Consider the following 25,759-nt stretch of genomic DNA (forward strand, 5'->3'; position numbering starts at 1 on the left):
ATATATTGTATTTTTTTTACTATTTTACTTTTTTTAGATTACCTTTAAAATTATTTATTGATGAATAATCTTTATTTTTTATAAATGAAACTAGTTCATTTTTTAATCTATCAAAAATTTTTATTCCCTCTTTAATAAATTGTGTTCCAACTTGAACAGCAGTTGCTCCACATAATATATGTTCAAAAATATCTTTTCCAGAAGTAATTCCCCCACATCCTATTATTGATATATCTTTTCTTAGTAAAGAATAGAATTTATTTACATTAGATAATGCAAATGGTTTAATTATCTTTCCTCCTATCCCTCCAAAACCATTATTAGGTCGTATAACAGTAGATTCTTTATTTATATCAATAAAAATTCCATTAGGAATACTATTAATACAAGTAACAAAAGAAATAGGAAATTTATTTAAAATGTTTGATATTTTATTAAAATGATCATCATTAAAATATGGAGGGAGTTTAATTCCAACAGGTTTTTTATTAAATTCAAATATTTTTTCTAATAAATTTGATATTTCATTAAAATTATATCCTAATATTTTTTTATTTGTATTAATATTTGGACAAGAAAAATTTAATTCCAAAGCATCAATATTAGAAAAAGCATTAGATTTTTCAACAAGTAAAAGATTTTCTTCTGTTGATAAACCTGAAATTGATAAAAAAAATGGTTTTTTAAATTCTATATTTTCTAAAAAATATAAATAAAAATCAATACCAAGATTAGGAAGCCCCATTGAATTTATGCTACCTAATTTCCATTCAAAATATCTTGGTTCCAAATTACCTTTTCTTAAAATATTTGTACAACTTTTTGTAATTATAGCACCAGAAGAACTTTTTAATAGATTTAACAATTCGATTTCAGTACTACAAAGAGCTCCTGAAGCATTCATTATACATGATGAAAGTTTTATGTTACTTATGCTAGTAGATATATCTATTTTATCCATAATAAAAAAAACAATTAATAATAATATTCAAAAAATTTAACTTTGCTTAAATAGTTTTTTCATGGGAAAAAAAGAAAGATTCTTTTTAAAAATTTATAATTTAGGAATTATAAAATTCGGAAATTTTACCTTAAAAAGTGGAATTAGTTCTTCTATTTATATAGATTTTCGTCCAATAGCTTCTAGACCAGATTTATTAATAAAACTTTCAGAACTTCTTTTACAAGAAGTACTATATTATAAATTTGAATTAATTTGTGGGGTTCCTTATGCAGCTGTTCCAATTGCTACTACTTTATCCATAAGATCAAAAATTCCTTTAATAATTAAAAGAAAAGAAAATAAAGGATATGGGACAGAACGTATGATTGAAGGAATATATAAAAAAGGACAAAATTGTTTGTTAGTAGAAGATGTAATTACAAGTGGAGATAGTTTGTTAAAAACTATAGTAGACATAGAAAAAGAAGGTTTAATTATAAAAAATATTATTTCTATACTTGATAGAGAACAAGGAGGTATAGAAAATATAAAAAAAATGGGATACAAAATAAAAACTTTATTTCGTATAGGAGAAATACTAAAGATATTAGAAGAAAAACATTTTTTGAAAAAACAAGAAATACATATAATTAGACTTTACTTTAGTAAAAAAAATAGAAAAACATTACAAAAACGAATTTCTTATGAAGAAAAAAGAAAAAAAATTTTCCATCCTATAGGAAAAAGATTAATTGATATAACATTGAAAAAAAAAACAAATTTAATAGTCTCAGCAGATTTAGTAAATTCTAAAAAAATATTAAGTTTGGCAAATTTATTGGGCGATATAATATGTGGATTAAAACTACATGTAGATATTATTAATGATTTTTCTCATTCATTTATTAGTTCACTAAAAAATATTTCAATAAAAAAAAATTTTTTATTATTTGAAGATAGAAAATTTTGCGATGTAGGATATACAAATTATCTTCAATTTCATTATGGAATACACAAAATATCCTCTTGGGCAGATATTATTACTGTTCATCTAATTTCTGGAAATAGTAGCATACAAAATTTAAATTTACCAGAGAACATAGGTTTAATAACAATATCAGAAATGTCTTCAATAGGAAAATTATTTGATGATAATTACATAAGAAAAGCATTAAATATATCAATTAAAAATCCTAAAGTAATAGGGACTGTAGCTCAAAGAAGAGTAGATAATAGATTATTATTATTTACTCCTGGAATTAATTTTTCTAAAATTAATAAAAATAATTTCAATAATACTTATATTCATCCTAATACTGCATTTGAAAAAAATAAAAGTGATTTTATAATTGTTGGAAAAGGAATTTATAATTCTCATAATCAAAAAAAAATTGCAGAAAAATATAGAAAAGTAGCTTGGACTGCATATGAAAATAGTATTAAAATTTAGAAACCATTTTTTTTTAAAAATTTATAATACTAATTATATTTTTATTTAATTTGTTTATAAATAATTATAATTCAATATTTAATTATATAATAAAACAAAAAACCTTTTAATTTTAATTAATTTTTTTTTAATATGAAATGGATTCATTCATTAATTAGTTGTTTTATGATACTTTTTAGTATTATAGATATATTAGGTAATGCACCTATAATTATGGGTTTTAAATCTAAAGGCAATATTATAGATAAAAAGAAAATTATAATAACATCTCTTATTATTTTTTTATCTTTTCTATTTTTAGGACAATCTATGTTAAAGATTATAGGAATTGATGTACATTCTTTTTCTATTGCTGGATCAATTGTATTATTTATCATTGGATTAGAAATGATATTGGGAATAGATATTCATAAAATAACAGAAAATGCTCAAACTTCTATTGTTCCAATAGCATTTCCACTTATAGCTGGGCCAGGATCTTTAACGACTTTAATTTCATTAAGAACTACTTATGATGTTAATGTAATTCTTTTATCTCTTTTATTGAATATGTTAATTGTATATTTTGTTATTGATAAGTGTGATGTAATAGCAAAAACCATAGGAAATAGTGGATTGGATATTTTAAAAAAAATATTTGGGGTAGTATTACTTGCTTTTTCAGTAAAAATATTTGGTGCTAATATTTTACAACTATTTTATTAATAGATTTTTTATTTTACAAAAAATATTTTGTATGGATTGATTAATTTTTTTATACTTGTAAACTGTTGTAGATATATATATAAATATTATAAATATATTTTTTCCATTTTTATTTATAATAGAATTTTTATTTAACATGTATGAAGTTCTAAGTAATCTTTTAATTCTATTTCTTTTAACAGATTTTTTTATAATTTTTTTTTTACTAATATTCCAACTAATTCAGCGTATGAATTATTATTAATATTTAAATCTTTTATAAGGTAAACTGATATAATAGGAAAAACAAATATGCGTTTTCCATTCATTAATACATTAAGAAAAAACTTTTTACCAAACTTTCTTTTTTCAATCTTATTCACAATTTATTATAAATTCTTCTAATTTAGATACAATATTTTTCGGTCCACAAAAAAAAGGAGTTCTTTGATGCAACATTTTAGGTACTATATTTAAAATCCTATTTTTTCCATCAGAAGCTTTTCCACCTGCTTGTTCAGTTAAAAAAGCAATAGGATTGCATTCATAAAGTAATCGTAGCTTTCCTTGTGGATATGTAGCAGTTTTTGGATAAATATAAATTCCTCCTTTAATAATATTTCTATGAAAATCACCTACTAATGATCCAATATATCTTGCTGTATATGGTCTATTACGACCTTCTTCTTGACAATATCTTAAAAATTTTTTAATTCCATCAGAAAATTTATCATAATTTCCTTCATTTATAGAATAAATTTTTCCTTTTTTTGGAAATTTCATATTAGGATGAGATAAATAAAAAGTTCCAATTGAAGGATCTAATGTAAATCCATTTATCCCATTACCTATACTATAAACTAGTATAGTAGAAGATCCATAAATAACATATCCTGCAAGAATTTGACGAATTCCTTCTTGTAAAAAATCATCAATTGTTAAATTTATATTAATTGAAGATTTTCTTTTGTATACAGAGAATATAGTTCCAATAGGAACATTAACATCAATATTAGAAGACCCATCAAGTGGATCTATTAAAACAATATATTTATTTCCGTAATAATCTTTTTTTTCATTTTTTATAACTATAAAATTTTCACTTTCTTCAGATGCAATTCCACAAACTACATTTCTACTTTTAAAAGATTCAACAAATGTTTTATGAGCAAAATTATCTAGTTTTTTCTGCCTTTCCCCATGAATATTTTTTATTCCAGAACTTCCTATAATTTTTTTTGTTATCCCAGCTTTATTAACTTCTTTATGAATGGCTTTAGATGCCAATTTTATACTACTAAATAATCGTAATATAGATTCTGTTGAATAATAAAATTCATCTATATTATTTATAATAAATTCCCCTAGCGTATACATATGTATATCATATATAAATGAATTATTTTATTTATATAATATATGATAAAAATTGTATTATATACATAACATTATATAATTAATGTAAATTTTACATATATTATTTATTAATTTTATTTTTTGTTTTAATGAAATTTATACAAGTATCATTAACATTGTTATGGCGTATGTGGTTTTTTTTCATTAATTTTTTTTTAGTGCCTTTTTGGGCAATAATATCTCTTCCTTTTTTATTTAAAGAAAAATATTATCCCATTGTATTTTGGTTTCATCAAATATGGGCTAGGATGAATTTATTCTTAATGGGATTTTGGTATGTATTAGAAAAAGATGAAGAAATTTTAGATAATAATAAACAATATATTATTATTAGTAATCATTCTTCTATTATGGATATAATGATAATTTTCTCATTAATGAGAAACCATCCGTTAGTTTTTGTTGGAAAATCAGAATTAGCAAAACTTCCATTATTTGGATTTATATATAAAAAAACAAATATTTTAATAGACAGAAAAAATTTGTCTAGTTGTATAAAAGTTTTTAAAAAAATCCAACAAAAAGTAGATACTGGAAAGAGTATTTGTATTTTTCCAGAAGGTGGGGTCCCAAATTCTTCTATTTTTTTAAAAAATTTTAAAAGTGGAGCATTTTTTATTGCAATTACAAAAAAAATTCCAATTATTCCTTTAACAATAGCAGATATAAAAACAAAGTTTCCTAGCTTTTCTATTACAAAAGGTTCTCCAGGGAGAATAAGGATTAGGCAACACCATTCTATTTCTACAAATAATTTATCTTTAAGAGATAAAAATTATTTGAAAATAAAATGTTTTAATATAATTAAATGTCAATTAAAAAAATTTGAAAATGAAAGATAAATGAAACTTTCTTTTATGAAGAAAAAAATTCATATTTATACAGATGGATCATCAAAAGGGAATCCAGGAATAGGAGGGTATGGTGTATTTATTGAAATTTTTTATAAAAATTATTATAAAAAAATTATTATTTCGGAAGGATTTCGTTTTACAACTAATAACAGAATGGAGTTATTGGCAGTAATAATTGGATTAGAAAAAATAAAAAAAAAAAATATTATTGTATTTACTGATTCTAAATACATTGTTAATACTATTCAAAAGGGGTGGATTTATAAATGGAAAAAAGACAATTTTTTAAATAAAAAAAATGTAGACTTATGGAAAAGATTATTAAATGTTTTTGATAAAAGGTTCATTTTTTTTCATTGGATAAAATCTCATAATAATCATTACATTAATGATTATTGTGATAGACTATCTATAGCCGCATCAAAAAATATTTTATTGAAAATTGACTATACATATGAAAAACAAAATTATAAAGATAAAAATATTTAATTATAATTTTTTTGTCTTATTATTTCATATAGAATTATAGACATAGCATTACTTACATTTAAAGAGTCTATGTTACCAAACATAGGAATTTTTAAAATTTTATTTGCTATTTTAAACCAAATATTAGATACCCCATTTTTTTCAGAACCAAAAATAACAGCAATTCTAGAATAGGGAAATTTATATTTAAATAAATTATACGATTTTTTATGAAATCCAGTAACTATGATATTAATATTATTTTCTTTCAACCAATGAATAACTGACTTTATATTTTTTATATAAAAAACATTTCTATTAAAAATACATCCTAAACTACATCTAATAACATTAGGATTAAAAATATATGTTTTCATATTAGATAAAATAATTATTTTTAATCCTAATGCATTAGCCGTTCTTAACATCGCACCTAAATTTCCAGGTTTTTCTATCCCATCTAATATAAGAATTAAAGAATTCTTATCAGTAAGTTCAACTTCGTACAAATCATATAATGGCTTGTCTTTAAATAAAGCTATAATTCCACCTGAATTTTCTCTATATGCTAATTTTTTAAATATTTTCATATTTATATAATAAGTAATATCACGATATGATTCTATTATATAATTATTGTATTTGTGAAAAACATCGTTACATATAAAAATTCTTATTGGAAAAAATTTATTATTTATAGCAAATTTAAATTCTCTTAATCCTTCTACAATAAAATATTTATTTCTTTTTTTTAAATTTTTTTTTAAATCTTTAATTTTAGCATTTTGCATGCTTTCAATCTTTTTCATATTTTTATATGTAAATGACAAAAGTGTATAAAATAAATGATATAATTTATATGAAATTAGCTATTGAAAAATCTAAATTTTCTTTGTGTAAAAAAAAAAAGTAGGATCTATAATAGTAAAAAACAATAAAATTATATCTTATGGATATAATTATTTTCCTGATGAAAATAATTATGTATGTGAAGATGAAAACGGAAATACTAAATGGAATGTTATTCATGCAGAAGCATCTGCTATATTAAAAACAGCATCAAATTATTTTTCTTCTTGTAAAGGAGCAACTATGTATAGTACACATTTTCCATGTAAAGATTGCAGTAAATTGATATATTTATCTGATATTAAAAAAGTCTTTTATTTTTATCCAAAAAAAGATAAAGAAGTTATACTTTTTTTTAAAAAAATTAAAGTATCAATAAAAAAACTTATTATATAAAATAAACCCAAGTGGCGAAATTAGGTATACGCTCTGAACTCAAAATTCAGTGATTTTCATTATCTTGTGGGTTCGATCCCCACCTTGGGTATTTTTAAAATAAAAAATATCTTTGAGCCAATGGCAAAGTTTTAGAAGGTTTAGAAATTATTTTCTCTCCATCTATATATACACTATAATTTTTTGTATCAATTTCAATATTTGGAGTTTTTTCATTTAGTACCATATCTTTTTTATACAAATTCCTGCATCCTTTTATAATTTTTACACTTTTTTTTATTTCATTTTTTTGGAAAAAAGTATCATATATAGAATTTTTATAAACAAAAATACTACTTAATTTTGGATCAAAATATCCAAACATTTTTCTATACATAAAAGGCTGAGGAGTAGGAATAGTAGCATTTGTATCACCTACACAAGCACATACAATCATCCCACTTTTTATAACTATTTCAGGTTTAACTCCAAAAAAAGAAGGTTTCCATAATACTATATCTGCCATTTTTCCAACTTGTACAGATCCCACATATTCTGAAATTCCATGAGTGATAGCAGGATTTATTGTATATTTAGATATATACCTTTTTACTCTAAAATTATCGTTCTTACTGTAAGAATCTTCTATAAGACATCCTCTTTCTTTTTTCATTTTATCAGCAGTTTGCCAAGTTCTTTTTACTACTTCGCCTATTCTTCCCATAGCTTGAGAGTCTGAACTTGTCATACTTATAGCTCCAATATCATGAAGTATTCCTTCTGCTGCAATTGTTCCATATCTTATACGAGATTTAGCAAAAGCAACATCTTCTGGCAAATTAGGATCTAAATGATGACATATCATTAACATATCTAAATGTTCATCTATTGTATTACAAGTAAAAGGCATCGTAGGACTAGTAGAAGAAGGTAAAATATTTTTATGTGATATAACTTTCAATAAGTCTGGAGAATGGCCTCCACCTGCTCCTTCTGTATGATAAGTATGAATTGTACGATTTTTAAATACATTTAAAGTATCCTCTATATATCCTGATTCATTTAATGAATCTGTATGTATATTAACTTGAACATCTAATTTTTCCGCTACATCTAAACATTTATCAATAACATAAGGAGTACTCCCCCAATCTTCGTGAATTTTCAATCCACCTCCTCCAGACACTAATTGCTCTATTAATGCTTTAGGATTAGAACTATTTCCACTTGCAAGAATAATTAAATTAATAGGAATATGATCAGTACTTTTTAACATTTTTTGAATATTCCAAACTCCTGAAGTACAATTAGTTGCTATTGTTCCAGTAGTTGGACCTGACCCTCCACCAATAATAGTAGTTGTACCATTTTCTAATGCTACTTTAAATAATTGTGGACATATGTAATGTACGTGACTATCTACACTTCCAGCTGTAACAATCATATTTTCTGCAGAAATAACTTCAGTCCCAGATCCTATATACATGTTTGGAGTGACCCCATCCATAAAATATGGATTTCCAGATTTTCCTATAGAAATAATTTTTCCATCTTTAATTCCAATATCAGCTTTTATAATACCCCAATAATCAATAATTATTGCGTTAGTCAATACTAAATCTGGAATACCATCATCTCTGGTAGCTAATGGATGTTGACCCATTCCATCTCTAATTACTTTTCCACCACCAAAAACACATTCATCTCCATAAACAGTGTGGTCTTTTTCTATTTCAATCCATAAAGATGTATCCCCTAGTCTAATTTTGTCTCCTTTAGTTGGGCCATACATACTTGCATAAGAAACTCTATCTATTTTTTTCATACTATTGAATTTTCTTTTCCTGAAAAACCATAAATTTTTTTATTTCCTCCTATTTCTACAAGCATAATTTTTTTTGTTTCTCCTGGTTCAAATCTTACTGATCTTCCAGATGGAACATCTAATCTGTATCCTTTAGTACCTATTCTTTCAAAAAGTAGAGCAGTATTTGTTTCATAAAAGTGAAAATGTGAACCTACCTGAATAGGTCTATTTCCTGAATTATATATTACTCTTTCTATACGTGATCTATTAGGAAGTAAAACAATATCTTCTGTAAGAAGACGATATTCTCCTGGTATCATCTCAGAAGTATTTTTTTTTACTCTTTTAATAGGATTATGTATTGTAACTAATTTTGTTCCATCTGGAAAAGTTGCTTCTATTTGAACATTATTTAATAATTCATATACTCCATCCATAATGTGTTCATCACTCAAAATATTTCCAGCTTCATACATTAAATCTTTAACGCTTTTTCCATCACGTGCTCCTTCCATAACATAATGAGTAATTAAAGCTAAAGTTTCAGGATAATTTAATTTCAATCCTCTTTTTAAACGTTTTTTTGCTAATTCTCCAGCAACATATAGGAGAATTTTTTCCTTTTCATAAGAAGTTAAATGCATAATACTTTCTTAAAGTTTTTATTATTTGTTATGGGAATCGTTATTATAAAATTAATTAATAAATATATTATTTTTTGTTTTTATTTATGTCACTATTTATGTTAACGAAATAAGAGAAAAAAAATATACTTAATAAAAAAAATTATTATAGTATGTTAAATAAAAATAAAGAAAAATAATATTTAATTTTTTATTCATATAAACATATAAAATTAATGAATATCACAATAAAATATTTATTATATTGAAAAAAATATAATTTTAATACAAAAAAAAGATAAAAATAACAATGGCTCCATAAATTATTATTATTTTTGTTACCCTTTTTAAGAAAAAAAAGACAGTAAAAAATAATTAAAAAATGCAAGTTTTAAAATTTGGAGGAAGTTCAGTAGCTAGTTCAAATTCTATAAATCGTATTTGTTCTTTATTAGAAAAAAAACCTAAAGGAAGATATGCAATAGTTGTATCTGCTTTAGGAGATATAACTGATCAATTAATACAATGTGGCAAACTAGCTTCTGAAAGAAAAAATCTGTATAAAAATTTATTAGAAAAAATTGAAATACGTCATATTAACATTATTAGAGAATTATTTCCAATTACTTATCAAAGTCATTTAATCAGTTGGATAAAAAAAAACATTAATGAATTAGAAAGCTTATGTGACGGAATTTTTCAGGTAGAAGAATTATCTAAACGTTCTCTAGATAAAATTATGAGTTTTGGTGAACTAAGTTCTTCTTTTCTAATTTCAGAAAAATTAAAACAATATGGATTAGATGCTGTTTGTAAAGATAGTAGAGATTTAATTGTTACTGATTCTCAATTTGGATGTGCACAAGTAGACTTTATTACTAGTAATCATCAAATAATTCAATTTTTTAGTGAAAAAATATCTAAATATGTTGTTCTTCCTGGATTTATAGGATCAACTATAGATAATGAAACAACTACATTAGGAAGAGGTGGATCTGATTACACATCTGCAATTTTAGCTGCTGCTATTTCTGCAAGTTTGCTGGAAATATGGACAGATGTTAGTGGAATGATGACAGCAAATCCAAAAGTAGTTAATCAAGCATTTCCTATAAAAGAAATATCTTATGAAGAAGCTATGGAATTATCTCATTTTGGAGCAAAAGTAATTTATCCTCCTACTATACAACCAGCTATGAAAAAAAATATTCCTATTCAAATTAAAAATACTTTTTCTCCTTTAGATACAGGAACTCTGATTTACATAAGAAAAAATACAAGTATTAGTCAACCAGTAACTGGAATTTCTGGAATTCAGAATATGGCTTTGCTAACATTAGAAGGAAGTGGAATGGTAGGAAATCCTGGATACTCAAAACGATTATTTGAAGCATTATCAAGAGAAGAAATAAATGTAATTTTCATAACTCAAAGTTCTTCAGAACATTCTATTACAACTGGAATTCATGATAAAAATATGATAAAAGCAAAGTCAGTAATAGATAGTGAATTTTCCCAAGAAATTAATCAAAAACATATAGAACCGTTGAGAATAGAAAAGGATCTTTGTATTATTGCAGTAGTAGGAGATAATATGAAAAATCTTCATGGAACTAGTGGAAAAATGTTCTCTTCTTTAGGAAGAAATAGTATAAACGTACGGGCAATTGCACAAGGATCTACTGAAAAAAATATATCTGCTGTAATTAGAAAAGAAGATTTTAAAAAAGCATTAAATACTTTACACGAAGCTTTTTTTGAAAGTCCTCCAAAACAAATTAATCTTTTTATTTGTGGAGTAGGAAAAGTAGGAAGTAAATTACTAGAACAAATAGATAAACAACAAAATTATTTATTGAAAGAACTAAAGTTACAGGTTAGAATTATAGGATTAGCTAATAGCACAAAAATGTATTTCAATGAAAATGGAATAAATATAAATAAAAATAAATGGAATCATAATTTGAATACATATGGGAACAAAATGAATATATATTCTTTTATGAAAGAAGTATGTAAATTCAATTTAAGAAATAGTTTATTTGTTGATAATACAGCCAGTGAAGAAATGGCGATGACTTATGATAAATTTCTAAAGAATGGAATAGGAGTTATTACTTGTAATAAAATAGCTTGTTCTTCAAACTATAATAATTATAAAAAATTAAAAATACTTTCTAGACACTTTAATGCTCCATTTTTATTTGAAACTAATGTAGGTGCTAGTTTACCAGTTATTAGTACTTTAAATGATCTTATTAATAGTGGAGATCAAATTAATAAAATAGAAGCAGTATTATCAGGAAGTTTAAATTTTATATTCAATCATTTTGTACACAATGAATCTTTTTCCGATATAGTAAAAGAAGCTCAATTAAAAGGATATACTGAACCAGATCCTAGGATTGACCTAAGTGGATTAGACGTAATGAGAAAAATACTTATTTTAGCAAGAGAATGTGGGTCTTCATTAGAATTAAATGATATACAAAAAAAATCTTTTATTCCTGAAAATTGTTATAAATCAAATTCAATTAAAAGTTTTTATAAAGCATTGCATAAATATGATAATTATTTTTTGAAAATTAGAAAAGAAGCAGAAAAAAATCAAAAACAATTACGTTTTGTAGCAAGATATGAAAATGGAATTGCTTATGTAGGGCTTGAATCAGTTAATAAAAATCATCCTTTCTTTCATTTAGAAGGAAAAGATAATATGGTCTTATATAACACTAATAGATATTCAGAACAACCTCTTATTATAAAAGGTGCAGGTGCTGGATCTGAAGTAACTGCTTCTGGAGTATTTTCAGATATTATTAAAGCTACTAAATAATAATTATGAATGCGATAAAAATATTTTCACCTGCTACTGTAGCTAATTTAGTTTGTGGTTTTGATATAATTGGATTAGCATTAGATTCTCCAAAAGATGAAATACATTTATTTAAATCAGACGATCCAGGAATACGTATAAATAAAATTTATGGAGCATCCTTACCTGATGACCCTAACAAAAATGTTGCTTTCGTAGCTTTACAATTTTTATTAAAAAAATATAAACAAAAACAAAAGTTTTATCAAGAAAAAAAAATAGGTTTTGAAATAAAATTAATTAAGAACATTAATCCTGGTAGTGGAATAGGATCTAGTGCCGCAAGCGCAGCTGGAGTAGTTTTTGGAGCAAATATTCTATTAGGAAATCCTTTCAATACAATTCAATTAATACGTTTTGCTATGGAAGGAGAACGTATGGCAAGTGGGGCAGCTCATGCTGATAACGTAGCTCCTGCAATTATGGGTGGAGTAACATTAGTAAGAAGTTATAATCCTTTAGATATTACAAAATTACACACTCCAAATGAGTTATGGGTAAGTATAATTCATCCTAAAATTGAAATAAAAACATCAGATGCAAGAAATATTTTAAAACATAAAATATTAATGACTGATGCAATTAGACAATGGGGTAATATAGGGGCATTAGTAGCTGGATTATATCAAGAAAATTATGCTTTAATAAGCAGATCTTTGGAAGATGTAATTGTAGAACCTATACGTGCTATTCTTATTCCAGCATTTTACGAATTAAAAATAAGATGTAAAGAAATAGGAGCATTAGGTGGAGGAATTTCTGGATCAGGCCCATCTGTTTTTATGTTAAGCAAAGGAAATAAAACAGCTAAAAAAGTTACTGAAGTTATGAATAAAGTTTATTCTACATTAAAAATAGATTATAATACTTATACTTCTCCTATCAATAAAAAAGGATTAAAATGGAATAAAATTTTTTAAAATAAAAAAATAATTATTAAAAATAATATAATGTTGTACCATAGTTTAAATAATGATACTAATTTAGTTACCTTTGAACAGGCAGTTTTAAATGGTATATCATCAGATGGACATTTATATGTTCCAAAATATATACCAAAGTTAGATCCTATATTTTTTAGAAAAATTACAAGTTTTAGTCAATTTAATATAGCAACATCTGTAATAAAACCTTATATAGGAAATACTATACCAAATGATGTTATATATAATATTGTTAAAAATACTATAAATTTTCCATTACCATTAAAAAATATACATGATAATATTTATGCATTAGAACTTTTTCATGGACCTACTTTAGCATTCAAAGATATTGGAGCTAAATTTATGGCAGAATGTTTAAGTTATTTTTGTAAAAAAATAGAAAATAAAATTACTGTTTTAGTTGCTACATCAGGTGATACTGGTGGAGCAGTAGCAAGAGGTTTTTACAATAAAATAGGAATAGAAGTAGTTATTCTATATCCATATAATAGAATTAGCCCATTACAAGAAAAACAAATAACTTCTTTAGGATCTAATATATTTGCATTGGAAATTAATGGAAATTTTGATGATTGTCAAAATATGGTAAAAAAAGCTTTTTTAGACAACGAAATAAAAAAAAAATATACTATTACTTCTGCAAATTCTATTAATGTAGCAAGATGGCTACCACAAATGTTTTATTATTTTTTTTCATACAAAGAATTCCTAAATAAATTTGATACTTTTAAACTTAATTTTTCAGTCCCTAGTGGAAATTTTGGGAATATATGTGCAGGAATGCTAGCTGAAAAAATGGGTCTACCTGTAAAAGTTTTTATTGCTTCTACAAACATTAATGATACAATTCCAAGATTTATTAAATCTGGAAATTATAGTCCTACTTCAGTAAAAAAGACTATATCAAATGCAATGGATATTTCTGATCCTAGTAATTTTCCAAGAATATTGAATTTTTTGTATAAAAAGAATATAAATAAATTAAAAAAAAAATTGTATTCTTATAAATTTACTGATAAGGAAGTTTTGAATGTTATAGGAAAAACATGGAATAAATATAAATATGTATTGGATCCACATGGAGCTATTGGTTATTTAGGAATTATTAAGTATTTACAAAATATTAATAATACTTCATATACAGGAATTTTTTTAGAAACGGCTCATCCTATTAAATTCATAGACAATATTCCAAGTTCTTTAAGATCAACAATTTTTTCTAAAAAAGAAACACATAAACATAATATGTTAAATTTAAAAAATATAAATAAAAAAATATCTATAAAAAATAATTTTAATGAATTTAAAGATTGGTTATTAAACAGATAATTTTATTACAATTAAATATTAAATTGCTACATCTCCCTGAATATGAGGAAAAGGATGATAACCTTTTAACTTAAAATCTTCAAAAGAAAATTCAAAAATATTTTTAACATATGGATTAATAATAATTTTTGGAAGTTTTTTTGGTTTTCTTTTAACCTGAACTTTTACTTGATTTATATGATTATTATAAATGTGAGCATCTCCTATAAAATGTATAAATTTATCTTCTTTCAACTTTAAAGTTTTTGCTATCATCATTAGTAATAAAGAATAAGAAGCAATATTAAATGGTAGCCCCAAAAAAATATCTGCACTTCTCTGATATAAAATCAATGATAATTTTTTTTTACAAACATAAAATTGAAAAATTACATGACATGGAGGTATTGCCATATCTTTTATCATTCCTACATTCCAAGAAGAAACTATTATTCTTCGTGAATTTGGATCATATTTGATTTTTTGTAATACTTCATGTATTTGATCTATAAAATTTTTTCCTTTATTTGTAGGCCATTTTCTCCATTGCATTCCATATATAGGACCAAGATCTCCATTTTCATTTGCCCATTCATTCCAAATAGTTACTTTATTTTTTATTAAATATTTTATATTAGTATCTCCTTTAATAAACCAAAGTAATTCATATATAATAGATCGTATGTTTAATTTTTTAGTAGTTAAAAGAGGAAATCCATTTTTTAAATCAAATTTCATTTTGTATCCAAAAATACTTTTAGTTCCTATTCCAGTTCTATCTTCTCTTTTTACACCATTTTTTAAAACGTTTTTTAGTAAATTCAAATATTGTTTCATGATAGATAAAATTTATATAAGGTTAATTATTTCTTTAATATTTTTGTTGCATAATAAAAAAATATAACTATGAATCAAAAAGTTCTATTCTTTTCTACAAGAAGTGGATTAAAGTTGTCAGAAAATATAGCTCGTTATTATGGGTCTACTCTTGGTAGAGTACGATTTTTAGAATTTAGTGATGGAGAATATACCCCTCATTTTGAGGAATCTTTACGTGGATCTAGAGTATTTTTAATTGGATCTACTTTCCCTCCAGTAGATAATTTAATGGAACTTTTATTAATGAGTGATGCAGCTAAAAGAGCTTCTGCTTATAGTATAACACTTGTTATTCCTTACTTTGGGTGGGGAAGGCAAGATCATAAAGATAAACCTAGGACCCCTATTGCAGCAAAACTTATAGCAAATTTGATAGTAGCATCTGGGGCCAACAGAGTTATGACTATGGATTTACATGCAGATCAAATACAAGGATTTTTTGATATACCTGTAGATCATCTATATGCTTCTAGGATTTTTATTAATTATATAAAAAAACTAAATATAGAAAAATTAACTATTGCTTCTCCAGATATGGGTGGAGCAAAAAGAGCTAGAAGTTATGCAGGTTATTTGGGGACTGATGTTGTAATTTGTTATAAAGAAAGAAAAAAAGCAAATGAAATAGAATTCATGAATCTAATAGGAGATGTAAAAGGAAAAAACATTATACTAATAGATGATATGGTGGATACAGCAGGGACTTTAACAGAAGCTGCTAATTTAATAAAAAGAAAAGGAGCTTTGAGTATTAGAGCTATAGCTACACATCCAGTCTTATCAGGTAATTCTTATGATAAAATAAATAAATCAAAAATTGAAGAATTAGTAGTAACGGATACTATTCCTGTAAAAATTAATCAATGTAAATTTAGGAAAAACATTCATATATTATCATGTGCTCCACTTTTTGCAGAAGTTATGCAATCTCTAAAAAATGATGAATCTATTAGCAGTAAATTTATAATTTAACACAAAATGAAGTATATAAATATATACGGTGAAAAAAGAAATATTGGAAAAAAACAAGTTTATTTTACTAGAATTTTTGGAAAGATCCCATGTATTTTGTATGGTAATAACATTAATATTCCATTTTCTGCATCTTTAGATGATTTGAAAAAAATTGTATATACTTCTGAAGTACGTGGTGCAATTATTACATTAAAAGGATGTAATAAAAAGATAAAAGCAATTAGAAAAGAAATACAATTTGATCCTGTTAAAGATAAAATATTACATGTAGATTTTTACAAAATAGATGAATCAAAACCCATTATATTATATACTCCATTGAAATCATTTGGAAGACCAATTGGTGTATCAAAAGGTGGAATATATTATTCTCCAATTAGAAAATTAAAAATAAAAGCTTTTCCTTCCAATATTCCAGATTACATAAAATTAAATGTTAATTCATTAGATATAGGAGATAGAATTACTGTTAAAAATTTGCATAATGAAAAGTATTCTATTCTACATTCTGATAATACATTAGTAGCAAGAGTAAAGTTTTCTCGTACTATTGAAAAAATATCTCAAGATGAAGAAAATAAAGAAAAAAAATAATAGTGTACGAGGATATTAAATTTATGGAAATTGCTTTAAAAGAAGCTTTTAAAGCTTTTAATAAAAATGAAATTCCTATAGGAGCTATAATTATTTATGATAATATTGTAATAGCAAAAGCACATAATTTAACTGAAAATTTAAAAAATGTTACTGCACATGCAGAAATGCAAGTAATAAATATAGCTTCTAATTATTTTAACAAAAAATATATTAAAGAATGTACTTTATATGTTACAATAGAACCTTGTGTAATGTGTGCAGGTGCTATAGCTCTTTCTAAAATAGGAAAGATAGTTTGTGGATCTTATAATGATTCAAAAATAGGATTTTTAAATTATAATATTAAATTTCATTCAGAAACTATATTTGTGACCGGAATTATGAGAAAAAAATGTCAATCATTAATGAAAAAATTTTTTCTTATTAAAAGAATTGAAAAAAAAATTAAATAAGCAATTTTTTTATTTTATATTTTAAAATTAAAGGTAGAATAGTTATAAATACAATCAATAAAATTATCCATTCTAAATGGTTTTTTAATTCAGGAAAATTTTTATCTAAATAATATCCAGATAACATTAAAGAAAATGTCCAAATTAATGCTCCAATAATATTATATACCATAAATTTTTTAAAATTTATGCGAATTGCACCTGCTATAACAGGTGCAAAAGTACGAAACATAGGAAAAAACCTGCTCATAACTAATGTAGTAGTTTTATATTTATTATAAAATAATTTTGCTAAAATTAAATGTTTTTTTTTAAAAAAAAATGAATCTTTTTTCCTATCCAATAATTTTCCTGATTTGTACCCCAACCAATATCCTTGTATATTTCCAAGTATAGCTACACATGTAACAATAAGAATAATTACAAAAAAAGGAACGTTATAAAAATTTTTTCTTAAATCTTCTCCAAAAATACCTGCAGTAAACAGTAGAGAATCACCGGGTAAAAAAAATCCTATGAAAAAACCTGTCTCTGCAAATACAATAACTAGTATAATAAGTAAAGCAGTATTACTAAAATATGAAAATATCCATCTAGGATTCAATAAATGTTGAAAAAAGTCCCAAATATCTACTAAACAAGAGAAAAAATAATTAAATATTTCCATTTTTTACTTTTTGAATATTTTTTTCGTAAAAAATAATTATTTTTCTCATAATATATTTATTTATGGCGTTTATATTATTTTTTATTAATTTTTTAGGATGGATTATAAATCTATTATTTATATTAATAGGCATTATTTTTATAACTTACTGGTTGTATAAAATATTTCATACTATTAATTAATATAATATTATAATGAAGATTATATATGTAATTATATTATAAAAAAATATATGAAAATGAAAAAACATGAAGTATATATATATTTTAATGAAAATGAAAAAGCTTATAATTTTTTAAGTAATTATTTACTTAAAGAAATTAATTTTGTGAAAGATATATTTATTCTAGTAGATAAATGCACATCTATATATTGTCTTCCTATTCTTTTTAAGAATATAGAATTTTTAAAAAAATCTAATATTGTTAAAATTAAATCAGGAGAAAGTGAAAAAAATATTCATACATGTATTGAAATATGCAATTATTTAGGAAAAATGAAAGGGTCTAGAAAAAGTATATTAATTAATCTAGGTGGGGGTGTAATAACAGATATCGGTGGTTTTGTCTCTTCTATATTCAAAAGAGGAATACGTTTTATAAATATACCTACAACATTATTAGCAATGGTAGATGCTTCTATAGGAAATAAAACAGGAGTTAATTTGAATTCTATTAAAAACGAAATAGGATCTTTTTATTCACCAGAATTTTTAATTATAGATGTTAATTTTTTAAAAACACTTACAAATGATGATATTATTTCAGGTATGTCAGAAATGTTTAAACATGGGTTAATAGCAGATAATAACTTTTGGATGGATATGAAAAATGCTTATAAGGATATAAAAAATATAATGAAAAATCAAATAAAATTGTATGATTTAGTAAATAAATCTATTTTGATAAAAAAAAAAATTGTAGATAAGGATCCTAAAGAAATAGGAGTTAGAAAAATCTTAAATTTTGGACATACAATTGGCCATGCATTAGAAAGTTTTTTTCTAATGAAAAAAAAAAAAATTTCACATGGAGAAGCTATAACTATGGGTATGATTTATGAATCTTGGATTTCTTATAAAAGTAACGGTTTATCTATAAAAGAATATGAAGAAATAAAATCAGTATTGTCTACTTTATATTCTACTAAAAAAAAAATATCTGATTCAGAAATTGAAAAATTATTTAAAATTATGGAATATGATAAAAAAAACTATAAAAATAAAATTCAGTTTTCTTTACTGAAAAATATAGGAAAATGTTCATACAATTGTGAAGTTTCTTATCCATTGATTAAGGAAAGTTTATTAAATTAGTCTTTTTATTTTTTAACATGTCTAAAATAAGCGAAGGTGAAAAATTAATTCCTATTAATATTGAAGATGAAATGAAATCATCTTATATAGACTATTCTATGTCTGTTATTGTCTCTAGAGCACTACCTGACGTAAGAGATGGACTAAAACCTGTACATAGAAGAGTACTTTATGGAATGTATCAATTAGGTCTTTTTTCTAAAAGTCAATACAAAAAATCAGCTAGAATTGTAGGAGAAGTATTAGGAAAATATCATCCACACGGAGATATATCAGTTTATGATACTATGGTACGTATGGCTCAAAACTGGTCACTTCGTTATCCATTAGTAGATGGACAAGGAAATTTCGGATCATTAGATGCAGATCCACCTGCAGCTATGCGTTATACAGAAGTACGTATGGAGAAAATATCTGAGGAAATGTTGTTAGATATACAGAAAGAAACAGTAGATATGAAATTAAATTTCGATGATTCTTTAGAAGAACCTACAATATTACCAACACGAATTCCTAATCTTATCATTAATGGATCCTCTGGTATTGCAGTTGGAATGGCTACAAATATTCCACCTCATAATATAAAAGAAACCATTAAAGCAATTTTTGCTTATATAGATAATAATAATAATTTATCTGTAGAAAAAATTATAAAATATATAAAAGCTCCTGATTTTCCTACAGGAGGAATAATTTATGGATATGATGGAGTTAAAAAGGCTCTTTGTACTGGAAGAGGGAGGATTATTTTAAGAGCAAAAGTACATTTTGAAGAAATAGATGGAAGAAAATGTATTATAGTAAATGAAATACCTTATCAAGTAAACAAGTCTGATATGATATCTAAAACAATAGAATTAATAAAAGAAGGAAGAATAGAAGGTATTTATCAAATTCGTGATGAATCAGACAGAAAAGGGTTACGTATTGTTTATGTTTTAAAACAAAATACTAATTCAAATATTATATTAAACAAACTATTTCAATTTACATCTTTGCAGATTTATTTTAATGTAAATATTATAGCTTTAGTTAATGGAAAACCAGAACAATTAAATATAAAAGATTTAATTAAAAATTTTGTAGACCATAGACATGATGTTATAATAAAACGTACTAAATACGAACTAAAAAAATATAAACATCGCATACATATATTAATTGGTTTTCTTAAAATATTAAATCATTTAGATATAATGATCCAATTAATTAGAAAATCTAAAAATCGTAATGAAGCTTGTGGAGAATTAATAAAAAAATTTGATATATCTGATGATCAATCTAAATCAGTTTTGGATCTTCGTTTACAAAGTCTTACAACTTTAGAACAAGAAAATATAAAAAAAGAATATAAAGAATTAAATAATAAAATAAAATTTCTTAAAGAAGTTTTATCTAAATATTCTGTAAGAACAAAAATAATTAAGGAAGAATTATTAGAAATACAAAAAAAATATCAAGATCCACGTAGAACACAAATTGATCATTATGGAAGAGAAGTAAATATGGAAGATCTAATTGAAAATGAACAAGTAGTTCTTACTATCTCTAAAGCAGGGTATATAAAGAGAACATCTTTATCAGAATATAAACGTCAAGGTCGAGGAGGGATAGGTAATAGAGGAGCAATAACAAAAGAATCTGATTATTTTAAACATTTACTTATAGCAACAAATCATCAATACTTATTATTATTTACAGAAAAAGGAAAATGTTTCTGGTTAAGAGTGTATGAAATCCCAGAAGGATCTAAAATTTCTAAAGGTAGAGCAATACAAAATATTATTAATTTACAAAAAGATGACAAAGTAAATGCTTATATATTAACTGGAAATATTTCTGATAAAAAGTATGTAAAAGATTATTATGTTATGATGGTTACTAAAAAAGGAATTATAAAAAAAACATCATTAGAACATTATTCTCGTCCTAGAAAATACGGTATCAATGCAATTGTTATTAGAAAAGGGGATTCTTTGTTAGAAGCAATACTAACTAAAGGAAATGGACATGTTTTTATAGCTTTAAATAAAGGTAGAATCATTCGTTTTTCAGAAAAAAAAGTTAGAGCAACAGGTAGAAATTCTTCCGGAGTTATTGGTCTTACAGTAAAAGATGATATGACAATTGGAATGATTTGTGTAGATAAAAGAGATAAAGGCCAGTTATTAGTAGTTTCCGAAAAAGGATTTGGAAAAAGATCAAATTTAAAAGATTATAGACTAACTAATAGAGGTGGAAAAGGAATTAAAACAATAAATATTACTAAAAAAACAGGTAATTTAATTTCTATTCAATATGTTTCAGAAGAAGATGATTTAATGATTATAAAAAAATCAGGAGTTATGATACGAATTCCAATATCAGATATTAGAATAATGGGAAGGGCTACTCAAGGTGTAAGATTAGTTTATTTGAAAGAAAACGATGCAATTGCTGATGTTGCAAAGGTTTATAAAACTATTATAGATTAATAAAATATTTATTTAATAGCTAAAAATAAAAATACTAATTTCTGTGTCATATTTAATAGATTTTAATTTAAATCCAAAAACAATTAAAGACTTCATTGGACAGAATGATTTATTAGAAACTTTAAAAGTTTTTATACAGGCTGCAAAAAAAAGAAAAGATACTCTTGATCATATTTTATTTCATGGACCACCAGGTTTAGGAAAAACTACTTTATCTAATATTGTTGCTAATGAATTAGGTGTAAATATTACAATAACTTCAGGAGGAGTTTTAGAAAAACCGGGAGATTTAGCAGGATTACTTATTCATTTAAAAATAAATGATGTTTTTTTTATAGATGAAATTCATAGACTACCTGCAGTAGTAGAAGAATATTTATATTCTGCAATGGAAAATTACAAAATTGATATAATTATAGATTCTGGAGCAAATGCAAAATCAATACGAATTAATTTACCACCATTCACATTAATAGGAGCTACTACTAGATATGGATCAATTACAGCACCTATGCGTTCTAGATTTGGAATTAATTTTCGTATTAATTATTATCATAAAAAATTGTTAAAAGACATTATAAATCGTAGTGCAGTATTATTAAAAATACCTATAACAGAAAGTGCATCATTAGAAATAGCTAATAGGAGTAGAGGGACCCCCCGAATAGCTAATGCATTACTTAGAAGAATTCGTGATTTTGCTCAAATAAAAGGTACTGGAGTTATTGATATTGATATATGTAATTTAGGACTTAAAGCTTTACATGTAGATAAACATGGATTGGATGAAATGGATAATAAAATTCTTTCATATATTATTGATAATTTTCAAGGGGGCCCAGTAGGAATAAATACTATAGCTACTGCTTTAAGCGAAAATTCAAATACGATAGAAGAAGTATATGAGCCTTTTCTTATACAAGAAGGATATTTGGTAAGGACTTCTAGAGGAAGAAAAGTTACAAATTTAGCATATAGGCATTTAAAAAAATGTTCATTTAAAAAATGAATAAAATATTTTTTATTATTTATTTATTTTATTACTTAAATTTGTAAATTATAAATAAAATGTAATGCCTTCAAATGTAATAGTAGGGTTGCAATGGGGTGATGAAGGGAAAGGTAAGATAACTGATTTACTTTCCAAATACTCAGATTATGTTATACGTTATCAAGGAGGAAATAATGCTGGACATTCCATTCATGTTAAAAATCATCATTTCATACTTCATCTAATTCCTTCTGGGGTTATACATTGTGATGTACAATGTATTCTTGGTCCTGGTATGGTAATAGACCCTAAATTTTTTATTCAAGAAATAAAAGAATTAGAATCTTTTGGAATTAATACGGATAAAGTTTTTATAGACAAAAGAGTACATATTACTATGCCTTATCACTGTTTGCTAGATAAGTATCAAGAAGAATCTTTAGGTAAAAATAAAATTGGAACTACTCATCGTGGAATAGGTCCTACTTATGTAGATAAAATATCTAGAATAGGAATTAGAGTATTGGATTTGTTAAAAAAGAATATTTTGTATAAAAAACTTAAATATAATATAAATTTAAAAAATTCTATTTTTAAAAAAATTTATAATAAACCAACTATTTCATTTGAATATGTTTATAATGAATATATAAAATATTCAGAAATTTTACATGATAGAATTATAGATTCTGTTTATACAATTCATAATGCATTTAAAAAAAAAAATAAAATACTATTTGAAGGAGCTCAAGCATTGTTATTAGATATTGATTATGGAACATATCCATATGTTACTACTACTTCTACATCTACAGGTGGGGCTTGCATAGGTAGTGGGGTGCCCCCAAATCTTTTAGGAAATTTTATAGGAGTTGCAAAAACATATTGCACACGTGTTGGATCTGGACCGTTCCCAACAGAAATACAAGACAAAGAAATTGAAAATATTGTGCGAAAATATGGAAATGAATATGGATCTACTACTAAAAGACCAAGACGATGTGGATGGTTAGATTTAATAGCTCTAAAATACTCTTGTATGATAAATGGAATTAAATATTTAATTCTAACTAAATTAGACGTTTTAAGTAGACTTAGGACTATAAAAATATGTGTAAAGTATAAATACAATATAAATAATAAAAATACTTCTCATTTTATAGCAGATATAGAAAATGAAAGAATAGAAAGTGTATTTATTAAATTTCCTGGATGGAATAAAGATATATCTCATATAAATGATTATGAAAAATTACCTAAAAATTGCAAAGAATATCTAAATTTTATTGAAAAATATTTAAAATTAGAAATATTATTAATTTCATTAGGATCTGAAAGAGATCAAAATATTATAAAAAATAAAACTTTATTTAATAAAATATTTTTATCAAAAAATTCGTGAAAAAATATAAAAATCCGTTAGTAGAACGATACAGTAGTAAAGAAATGTTATATAATTTTTCTCCAGAAAAAAAATTCTTTATTTGGAGAAAATTATGGTATAACTTGGCAAAAGTTCAAAAAGAATTAGGATTAAATATTAGTTATGAACAAATACAAAATTTAAAAAATAATTTATATAATATTAATTGGGAAAGAGTTGAATTTTTTGAAAAAAAATTTCATCATGATGTTATGGCTCATTTACATGCTTTTGGAGAACAAGCAACTATAGCAAAACCTATTTTACACTTAGGAGTTACCAGCGCTTTTTTAGGAGATAATACAGATATTATTTTAATGCGAGATGGATTAGATATTTTGCTAAAAAGAATAATTAATATTATTTTTCGTCTTAGAAACTTTTCTTTAGAATATCATAATACTCCAACTCTAGCTTATACTCATTATCAACCTGCCCAATTAACTACAGTAGGAAAACGTGCTGTATTGTGGATTAATAGTCTACTTATGGATGTAAATGAATTAGAATTTATATTAAAAAATCTTTATTTTAGGGGAGTAAAAGGAACTGTTGGCACTGCTGCAAGTTTTAAAGAATTATTTAATGGAGATTTAGAAAAAACACAATACTTAGATAAAAAGCTATCAAAAATATTTGGATTCGAAAATGTTTTTTCTGTGACTGGGCAAACTTACGATAGAAAAATTGATACTCAAATTTTAAATTTATTATCTAACATATCTCAAACATCCCATAAATTTAGTAATGATATTCGCTTATTACAAAATCTAAAAGAAATAGAAGAACCTTTTTACGAAGAACAAATTGGTTCCAGTGCAATGTCTTATAAAAGAAATCCAGTCTATAGTGAAAGAATGGCTTCTTTAGCAAAATATGTAATATCTTTATCTAATAGTTCAGCTATAGTAGCAGCTACTCAATGGTTAGAAAGAACTTTAGATGATTCTGCCAATAGAAGATTAGTTATTGGGCAAGGATTCCTTACCGTAGATGCCATTTTAATTATTTGGAATAAAATATTAGAAAATATGATTGTATATACTAAAATTATTGATAATAATATAAATAAAGAACTTCCATTTTTAATAACTGAATACATTATTATTGAATCTGTAAAAAATGGTGGAGATAGACAGGAAATTCATGAAAGAATACGTATTCATTCAATGGAAACAAGTAAAGAAATTAAATTAAAAGGAAAAGAAAATAACTTTATAAAAAGAATTTTACTTGATAAAAATATTCCAATTAATAAACAAAAAATAAATAAAATTTTAAATCCTAAAAATTTTATAGGATTTTCTTCAGAACAAACCTTATCTTTTATTAAAGAAAAAGTCAATCCTATATTGGAAAAATACCATTATTTTATCGATAAATAAAT

25 protein-coding genes and 1 tRNA gene are annotated in these 25,759 nt (G+C 24.3%); 17 read left to right on the plus strand and 9 right to left on the minus strand.

Annotated elements, in window-relative coordinates:
* Nucleotides 1-19: 19 nt before the first annotated feature.
* Entirely contained in the window at nt 20-961 is a 942-nt protein-coding gene (locus H0H76_RS00580; protein ID WP_185855609.1) for a dihydroorotate oxidase, read from the minus strand.
* Between the two features lie 61 nt (nt 962-1,022).
* On the opposite strand from H0H76_RS00580, the gene pyrE reads away from it, so the two are divergent.
* Both pyrE and H0H76_RS00590 read left to right on the plus strand, forming a co-directional pair.
* Nucleotides 1,023-2,393: an orotate phosphoribosyltransferase gene (gene pyrE, locus H0H76_RS00585; protein WP_185855610.1), complete on the plus strand. Its 1,371-nt coding sequence runs from the start codon at nt 1,023-1,025 to the stop codon at nt 2,391-2,393.
* 132 nt (nt 2,394-2,525) lie between these two features.
* Entirely contained in the window at nt 2,526-3,098 is a 573-nt protein-coding gene (locus H0H76_RS00590; RefSeq protein WP_185855611.1) for a MarC family protein, read from the plus strand.
* Here the strand turns inward: H0H76_RS00590 and H0H76_RS00595 are convergent.
* From H0H76_RS00595 to fbp, 3 genes are read right to left on the minus strand one after another with little or no spacing between them, the layout of a single operon-like run.
* Nucleotides 3,087-3,320 (minus strand): ribonuclease P protein component, encoded by a 234-nt coding sequence (locus H0H76_RS00595; protein ID WP_185855772.1) that lies wholly within the window; start codon nt 3,318-3,320, stop codon nt 3,087-3,089. The two genes, H0H76_RS00590 and H0H76_RS00595, sit on opposite strands and share 12 nt — an antisense overlap.
* A complete protein-coding gene (locus H0H76_RS00600) occupies nt 3,287-3,460 on the minus strand; it encodes a hypothetical protein (RefSeq protein ID WP_185855612.1) in 174 nt (57 codons plus the stop codon). The genes H0H76_RS00595 and H0H76_RS00600 overlap by 34 nt, the downstream gene beginning before the upstream one ends.
* Nucleotides 3,453-4,454, minus strand: a complete 1,002-nt coding sequence (fbp, locus tag H0H76_RS00605) for a class 1 fructose-bisphosphatase (protein WP_185855613.1) — start codon at nt 4,452-4,454, stop codon at nt 3,453-3,455. The genes H0H76_RS00600 and fbp overlap by 8 nt, the downstream gene beginning before the upstream one ends.
* Nucleotides 4,455-4,582: 128 nt before the next feature.
* Between fbp and H0H76_RS00610 the strand changes: the two genes are divergently transcribed.
* Both H0H76_RS00610 and H0H76_RS00615 read left to right on the plus strand, forming a co-directional pair.
* Nucleotides 4,583-5,335: a lysophospholipid acyltransferase family protein gene (locus H0H76_RS00610; protein WP_185855614.1), complete on the plus strand. Its 753-nt coding sequence runs from the start codon at nt 4,583-4,585 to the stop codon at nt 5,333-5,335.
* Between the two features lie 15 nt (nt 5,336-5,350).
* Nucleotides 5,351-5,836, plus strand: a complete 486-nt coding sequence (locus H0H76_RS00615) for a ribonuclease HI (protein WP_185855615.1) — start codon at nt 5,351-5,353, stop codon at nt 5,834-5,836.
* On the opposite strand, the gene H0H76_RS00620 is transcribed toward H0H76_RS00615, so the two are convergent.
* On the minus strand, nt 5,833-6,624 hold the full coding sequence (locus tag H0H76_RS00620; RefSeq protein WP_185855616.1) for a TrmH family RNA methyltransferase: 792 nt from the start codon (nt 6,622-6,624) through the stop codon (nt 5,833-5,835). The genes H0H76_RS00615 and H0H76_RS00620 overlap by 4 nt on opposite strands.
* Nucleotides 6,625-6,757: 133 nt before the next feature.
* Here H0H76_RS00620 and H0H76_RS00625 point away from each other — a divergent pair, with 133 nt between their 5' ends.
* Together H0H76_RS00625 and H0H76_RS00630 are read left to right on the plus strand one after the other, a co-directional pair.
* On the plus strand, nt 6,758-7,060 hold the full coding sequence (locus H0H76_RS00625) for a deaminase (protein WP_238783903.1): 303 nt from the start codon (nt 6,758-6,760) through the stop codon (nt 7,058-7,060).
* Nucleotides 7,061-7,065: 5 nt separating this feature from the next.
* A tRNA-Leu gene (locus tag H0H76_RS00630) sits at nt 7,066-7,151 on the plus strand.
* A 3-nt stretch (nt 7,152-7,154) separates the two neighbouring features.
* On the opposite strand, the gene ureC is transcribed toward H0H76_RS00630, so the two are convergent.
* Together ureC and H0H76_RS00640 are read right to left on the minus strand one after the other, a co-directional pair.
* Nucleotides 7,155-8,864 carry an urease subunit alpha gene (gene ureC, locus H0H76_RS00635; protein ID WP_202983521.1) on the minus strand — a complete coding sequence of 570 codons (1,710 nt, stop codon included), beginning with the start codon at nt 8,862-8,864 and terminating at the stop codon, nt 7,155-7,157.
* Nucleotides 8,861-9,490, minus strand: coding sequence for an urease subunit gamma (locus H0H76_RS00640; RefSeq protein ID WP_185855617.1), 630 nt, complete (start codon nt 9,488-9,490; stop codon nt 8,861-8,863). Before H0H76_RS00640 ends, ureC begins: the two co-directional genes overlap by 4 nt.
* 361 nt (nt 9,491-9,851) lie before the next feature.
* Here H0H76_RS00640 and thrA point away from each other — a divergent pair, with 361 nt between their 5' ends.
* Genes thrA through thrC form a run of 3 tightly spaced genes read left to right on the plus strand, consistent with a single transcriptional unit; the run spans nt 9,852 to nt 14,620 of the window.
* Nucleotides 9,852-12,305 (plus strand): bifunctional aspartate kinase/homoserine dehydrogenase I, encoded by a 2,454-nt coding sequence (gene thrA / locus H0H76_RS00645; protein WP_185855618.1) that lies wholly within the window; start codon nt 9,852-9,854, stop codon nt 12,303-12,305.
* A 5-nt stretch (nt 12,306-12,310) separates the two neighbouring features.
* A complete protein-coding gene (locus H0H76_RS00650; RefSeq protein ID WP_185855619.1) occupies nt 12,311-13,264 on the plus strand; it encodes a homoserine kinase in 954 nt (317 codons plus the stop codon).
* Nucleotides 13,265-13,294: 30 nt separating this feature from the next.
* Nucleotides 13,295-14,620, plus strand: a complete 1,326-nt coding sequence (thrC, locus tag H0H76_RS00655; RefSeq protein ID WP_185855620.1) for a threonine synthase — start codon at nt 13,295-13,297, stop codon at nt 14,618-14,620.
* Between the two features lie 18 nt (nt 14,621-14,638).
* Here thrC and H0H76_RS00660 read toward each other — a convergent pair whose 3' ends face one another.
* On the minus strand, nt 14,639-15,436 hold the full coding sequence (locus H0H76_RS00660) for a thymidylate synthase (protein WP_185855621.1): 798 nt from the start codon (nt 15,434-15,436) through the stop codon (nt 14,639-14,641).
* Between the two features lie 69 nt (nt 15,437-15,505).
* On the opposite strand from H0H76_RS00660, the gene H0H76_RS00665 reads away from it, so the two are divergent.
* Genes H0H76_RS00665 through H0H76_RS00675 form a run of 3 tightly spaced genes read left to right on the plus strand, consistent with a single transcriptional unit; the run spans nt 15,506 to nt 17,502 of the window.
* Nucleotides 15,506-16,450: a ribose-phosphate diphosphokinase gene (locus H0H76_RS00665; RefSeq protein WP_185855622.1), complete on the plus strand. Its 945-nt coding sequence runs from the start codon at nt 15,506-15,508 to the stop codon at nt 16,448-16,450.
* A 6-nt stretch (nt 16,451-16,456) separates the two neighbouring features.
* The gene (locus H0H76_RS00670; RefSeq protein WP_185855623.1) at nt 16,457-17,047 is read left to right on the plus strand and encodes a 50S ribosomal protein L25; all 591 of its coding nucleotides are present in this window, start codon (nt 16,457-16,459) and stop codon (nt 17,045-17,047) included.
* A gap of 23 nt (nt 17,048-17,070) precedes the next feature.
* Complete coding sequence (locus H0H76_RS00675; RefSeq protein WP_185855624.1) at nt 17,071-17,502, plus strand: nucleoside deaminase; 432 nt, start codon at nt 17,071-17,073, stop codon at nt 17,500-17,502.
* Here H0H76_RS00675 and H0H76_RS00680 read toward each other — a convergent pair.
* Nucleotides 17,495-18,169, minus strand: a complete 675-nt coding sequence (locus tag H0H76_RS00680) for a DedA family protein (protein WP_185855625.1) — start codon at nt 18,167-18,169, stop codon at nt 17,495-17,497. The genes H0H76_RS00675 and H0H76_RS00680 overlap by 8 nt on opposite strands.
* 232 nt (nt 18,170-18,401) lie before the next feature.
* Between H0H76_RS00680 and aroB the strand changes: the two genes are divergently transcribed.
* The 5 genes from aroB (at nt 18,402) to purB (ending at nt 25,757) form a co-directional block, all read left to right on the plus strand.
* Nucleotides 18,402-19,484: a 3-dehydroquinate synthase gene (aroB, locus tag H0H76_RS00685; protein WP_185855626.1), complete on the plus strand. Its 1,083-nt coding sequence runs from the start codon at nt 18,402-18,404 to the stop codon at nt 19,482-19,484.
* Nucleotides 19,485-19,501: 17 nt separating this feature from the next.
* Nucleotides 19,502-21,958, plus strand: coding sequence for a DNA gyrase subunit A (gyrA, locus tag H0H76_RS00690; protein WP_185855627.1), 2,457 nt, complete (start codon nt 19,502-19,504; stop codon nt 21,956-21,958).
* A 43-nt stretch (nt 21,959-22,001) separates the two neighbouring features.
* Entirely contained in the window at nt 22,002-22,967 is a 966-nt protein-coding gene (ruvB, locus tag H0H76_RS00695) for a Holliday junction branch migration DNA helicase RuvB (protein ID WP_185855628.1), read from the plus strand.
* Nucleotides 22,968-23,031: 64 nt separating this feature from the next.
* The gene (locus H0H76_RS00700; RefSeq protein ID WP_185855629.1) at nt 23,032-24,351 is read left to right on the plus strand and encodes an adenylosuccinate synthase; all 1,320 of its coding nucleotides are present in this window, start codon (nt 23,032-23,034) and stop codon (nt 24,349-24,351) included.
* Complete coding sequence (purB, locus tag H0H76_RS00705) at nt 24,348-25,757, plus strand: adenylosuccinate lyase (protein WP_185855630.1); 1,410 nt, start codon at nt 24,348-24,350, stop codon at nt 25,755-25,757. The genes H0H76_RS00700 and purB overlap by 4 nt, the downstream gene beginning before the upstream one ends.
* Nucleotides 25,758-25,759 lie beyond the last annotated feature (2 nt).

The sequence above is a fragment of the Blattabacterium cuenoti genome (assembly GCF_014251275.1).
In the GTDB taxonomy this organism is placed as follows: Bacteria; Bacteroidota; Bacteroidia; order Flavobacteriales; family Blattabacteriaceae; genus Blattabacterium; species Blattabacterium cuenoti_AG.